Origin of the sequence: Desulfobulbus alkaliphilus, assembly GCF_016918545.1 — a bacterium.
Classification (GTDB): Bacteria; Desulfobacterota; Desulfobulbia; order Desulfobulbales; family Desulfobulbaceae; genus Desulfobulbus; species Desulfobulbus alkaliphilus.
This window is the reverse complement of record NZ_JAFFQC010000068.1, coordinates 1-3,903: the sequence shown is the minus strand read 5'-3', so window position 1 is coordinate 3,903 and position 3,903 is coordinate 1. Positions and strand designations below refer to the sequence as shown.

Sequence of the window (3,903 nt, the reverse complement as noted above, 5' to 3'; positions counted from 1 at the left end):
GTGGGGAGGTGGGGCTATTGCGGCGGGTGTTTTGTTGGGGAGTACTGTTCGCGGGCATGGCCCGCTCCTACCGCAGCCCGCCGACTCGGCCTGCCCCTTGACCTCGATTTGAATAAGATAGAGTTTGTCTTCCTTCATAGCGGACGGGCTTTATTGATTATTTTATGATTTATGTAATGTAAAAGCCCTTGACGATGAACCATATTTGGTACATCATGTTTATATGAAAGGGTCGCTAAAAATACTCCCCGCAAGATTCTTCGAAACCGAAAACGGCAGAGAGCCTGTAAAGGAGAGCCTCCAGAGGAAAGAAAAGCAAGAGGAAATGACATCCGTGTTGCGGAATTTGGTTGGCCGATCGGCATGCCTCTATGTCGTACCATTAAAGGCCACAAAGGTCTGTGGGAAATTCGTGCCAATTTATCAGGAGGAAGGAAGGCAAGAGTGTTTTTCTGTTCTTATGAAGGAAATATGGTTCTTTTGCACGGTTTCATAAAGAAAAGTCAGAAAACGCCAATCAACGAAATGGAGGTTGCCGTTAAAAGAATGAGAGGATTATTGCCATGACGAGAGAGGCAGAAAGAGGCAAAGTGGGCAGCTCTTTCGATGATTTTTTGCAAGAGCAGGGCACCTATGAACAAACAACCGAACAAGCGGTTAAGCGTGTTCTCGCTTACCAGCTTGAAACCGTTATGAAGGCAAGCGGTATCAACAAAGTTGAGATGGCGAAACAGCTCAAAACAAGTCGTTCCCAACTGGACCGCCTCCTTGACCCAAACAACGACAACGTCACGCTTGCCGCTCTTTCCAAAGCAGCAAAGGCTGTAGGCCGGACCCTCCATATTGAGCTTCAGTAAGTCATTGTGTGCGCTTCGCCACAAACACCATCTGGTGACAATCCTGAATCCGTGACGAAAAAATCAGGGAAACTTTCCCTATTTTATAAGTCCTTGAAATGTTTGTTTTTTTCTCATGAAAATAAGGGAAGCGTCCCTAATTTTTTCGATTTTTTTCCACAATAACATGGAAAGTGTCCTTAATTTTTTCCGGTTGCACCTCAATGACAGTCGAGTGAAACAAAGAACAGGTCTCTATGCTAAGTCAGTTGCTTACAAGCAAGGAAAATGAGGAGCTTGAATTTAAATCCTCATTTGGCCGGGAAACCATTGAAACCCTGGTAGCTTTTGCCAATGCCAAAGGTGGCCGGGTGGTTGTTGGAGTCAAGGACAACGGTGACATTGTCGGCGTTTCTTTATCGCCAGAAACCCCGCAGCAATGGATTAACCAGGTCAAAGCATCCACCTCACCATCAATTATACCCGAAATTGAAGTAATACAGCATCAGGGGAAGGATATCGCCATCTTGTGGGTACCGGACTATCCGGTCAAACCGGTCAGCATTAAAGGCAAATATCTCATCAGAAAGCATGCTTCCAACCATGTGATGAGTCTTGAGGAAATCGCAAACGAGCACCTGAAGACCATTAATCTGAGTTGGGATTTTGCCACGGATCCGAACCACACAGTAAAGGATATTTCCCTTGAAAAAGTGAATCGGTTCGTCTCCCTGGCCAATGATCTTCGCCATCACCCAATTACTGACGACCCGTTGACTGTATTGCGAAAATTTGAACTCATTCGTGAACAGGGCATAACCTTTGGCTGTTTCCTGATGTTCTGTAAACAACCGACCTTGATGACCACCATCGATGCTGGTCGTTTTGACTCTGAAACGATCATTAAAGACAGCCTGACCATACGCGACGATCTGTTCACAGAGGTTGAAATATCTCTGGATTTTATTCGCAAACACATAAACAAACGATTTGTCTTTACAGGGGCGGCCCAACGTGAAGAGGTCTGGGAATACCCACTGGAAGCTGTCAGGGAAATAGTGCTCAACATGATTGTCCACCGGGACTACCGGGCAACCGCGGACTCAACCATAAAAATTTTTCAGGACCGGATGGAGTTTTTCAACCCGGGTCAGCTCCCGGAGGGGATGAGCCTGGAACAGATCGTTTCAGGAAACTATGCCTCCCGCCCAAGAAACAAACAAATAGCCGCTCTTTTCAAGGAGGCCGGCATTATCGAAAAGTATGGCTCAGGCATAAAACGGGTGCAGCAGGCGATGCTCCATCACGAGGCAAAAATGCCGAGATTTGAACTGACCGGCAATTGTTTTAAGGTGACCCTCTACCCCATGAACAGCGCAGCAGGTGAGGGAGTAAATGAGGGAGTAAATGGGGGAGTAAATGAGGGAGTAAATTCCCTGCTCAAGCTCATCAAAGAAAATGAGGGAAAAAGAGTACCTTTTCTTGCGACTGCACTGCAAACCTCGGAAAAAAATATCGAGCGTTGGCTCAAACAACTCAGGCAAACAGGAATCGTTGAATTTCGCGGCGCCCCAAAATCAGGCGGTTATTACATCATGACCGACGATAAATAAATCAAGTAGTCGACGTAAAAGTCTTTGGGGTCAGGCCTAGAAGATGCCAAGAATGTGTATTCAATACACACGAGCCCTTGCATGTAAACCCTGGATGAAAATCAGACAAGCTCCATTTTTTTATAAATAATTGAAAATATATTATTTTTTTATTAAATCAGGGGGTATCTCTCTGACTTCCTCTCATTGACAATAGATGAGGTTGTTTATATCCTCCACATCTATCATGTACCTGCGAACAACCCAGAGGAAAAATGATGAAGATCTCAGTGCCGAAGGATTATTGCAAGGAGCTCCGGCACCAGGACAACAACAGAAAGTTGTAATGATTTGATGCAGCAGGCAAGCAAATGGTTGAAGTAAGGCGGTAAAATTATATTTCAAAATCCCCCTTGCTCAATCCAGACCGCCTTATTATCGATGCAAGTGTTCCTTTTGGGATTTCCTTTTTCGGGTCAGGAACAATAACGATACGCCCGTCCTTTTAAAACTTTTTGTGGCTTCCCCTCTGAGAATCAAGAATAAAACCGTTTTTTTTCAAAACCCGGATTATATCGTTGGAAGAAAGCAGTTCAGGCATGGATCACATCTTCCCCGAGAAGCGTTTCTCCGATCACCTGATATGCAGAGTTATCGCTTTCATTTTCGAAATACAAAGAAACCGCTTCTTTTAAGGACGAAATGGCCTCGTCAATTGATTCACCAAAACTGGAAACATCCACATTAAGGCATTGAGAAACAAAGTACTTATCTTCTTTGTACACGACGTATTTTATATTTTTCATTGCCGTACCTCCGCTTACATTCGCCATTTTAACCCTCTTCCTGGATCGAGAATTATTGGGACTTGCGCATTTTTTGCGCAGGGGGTTTATTTGCTGGATCGAGGCATGTGGTTTTAATATTCAATTATCAATTTAGCTTAAGGGTAAGAGACGGTCAAGATAGAGGGCTTGAAAAATTAGGGACACTTCCCCTATTTTACAAGTTGTTGGAAATGTAATATTTTTTCTCATAAAAAAAAGGGAATCGTCCCTAATTTTTCGCACATCTTGCAAGAGGTTATTTCTCAGGCTGTTGCGAATGGATCTCCTGGAGAACTTTTTTGAAGCTGTCAATGTCCTCGCTTTGAGCAGCTGATCGGAGCAGCTTTTTCAGCAGAATCCTATTGTTCAGGGCTTGAACCTTTTCATAAACATCTTCTGGAACGTCTTTGCTGAATCTTGCATCAAGGGCTTCTAAAACCATTTCTCTTGCATCTGTGAGCATGCCTTGCTGGATGCCTTGCTGGATGCCTTGCTGCATGCCCTGCTGGATGCCTTGCTGCATGCCTTGCTGCATGCCCTGCTGCAAGCCCTTCTCCTTGCCAATCCTTTCCGCACTCATTATATAGGGCATTTTCTTTTCCTCCTCGTACTTGATCAGGTCTTCAGTGAACCGTTTTGTCAAATCCT

The 3,903-nt window shown here is 44.6% G+C and carries 4 protein-coding genes and 2 pseudogenes; 3 read left to right on the top strand and 3 right to left on the bottom strand.

All coding sequences use genetic code 11. The features are described 5' to 3' along the window. Window positions 1-201: 201 nt before the first annotated feature. The 3 genes from JWG43_RS20355 (at window position 202) to JWG43_RS17150 (ending at window position 2,449) form a co-directional block, all read left to right on the top strand. Window positions 202-567 carry a type II toxin-antitoxin system RelE/ParE family toxin gene (locus JWG43_RS20355; protein ID WP_205244172.1) on the top strand — a complete coding sequence of 122 codons (366 nt, stop codon included), beginning with the start codon at window positions 202-204 and terminating at the stop codon, window positions 565-567. Continuing rightward, complete coding sequence (locus JWG43_RS17155; RefSeq protein WP_205244171.1) at window positions 564-857, top strand: XRE family transcriptional regulator; 294 nt, start codon at window positions 564-566, stop codon at window positions 855-857. Before JWG43_RS20355 ends, JWG43_RS17155 begins: the two co-directional genes overlap by 4 nt. Window positions 858-1,093: 236 nt before the next feature. Next, window positions 1,094-2,449 (top strand): ATP-binding protein, encoded by a 1,356-nt coding sequence (locus tag JWG43_RS17150; protein WP_205244170.1) that lies wholly within the window; start codon window positions 1,094-1,096, stop codon window positions 2,447-2,449. A 373-nt stretch (window positions 2,450-2,822) separates the two neighbouring features. Here JWG43_RS17150 and JWG43_RS20350 read toward each other — a convergent pair. From JWG43_RS20350 to JWG43_RS17135, 3 genes and pseudogenes are all read right to left on the bottom strand, one after another. Beyond that, window positions 2,823-3,029 (bottom strand): annotated as a pseudogene (locus tag JWG43_RS20350) (type II toxin-antitoxin system HicA family toxin). After that, window positions 3,022-3,261, bottom strand: coding sequence for a type II toxin-antitoxin system HicB family antitoxin (locus tag JWG43_RS17140; RefSeq protein ID WP_205244168.1), 240 nt, complete (start codon window positions 3,259-3,261; stop codon window positions 3,022-3,024). The pseudogene JWG43_RS20350 and the gene JWG43_RS17140 overlap by 8 nt, the downstream one beginning before the upstream one ends. 250 nt (window positions 3,262-3,511) lie before the next feature. Next, a pseudogene (locus JWG43_RS17135) lies at window positions 3,512-3,903 on the bottom strand (hypothetical protein); the annotation flags it as partial.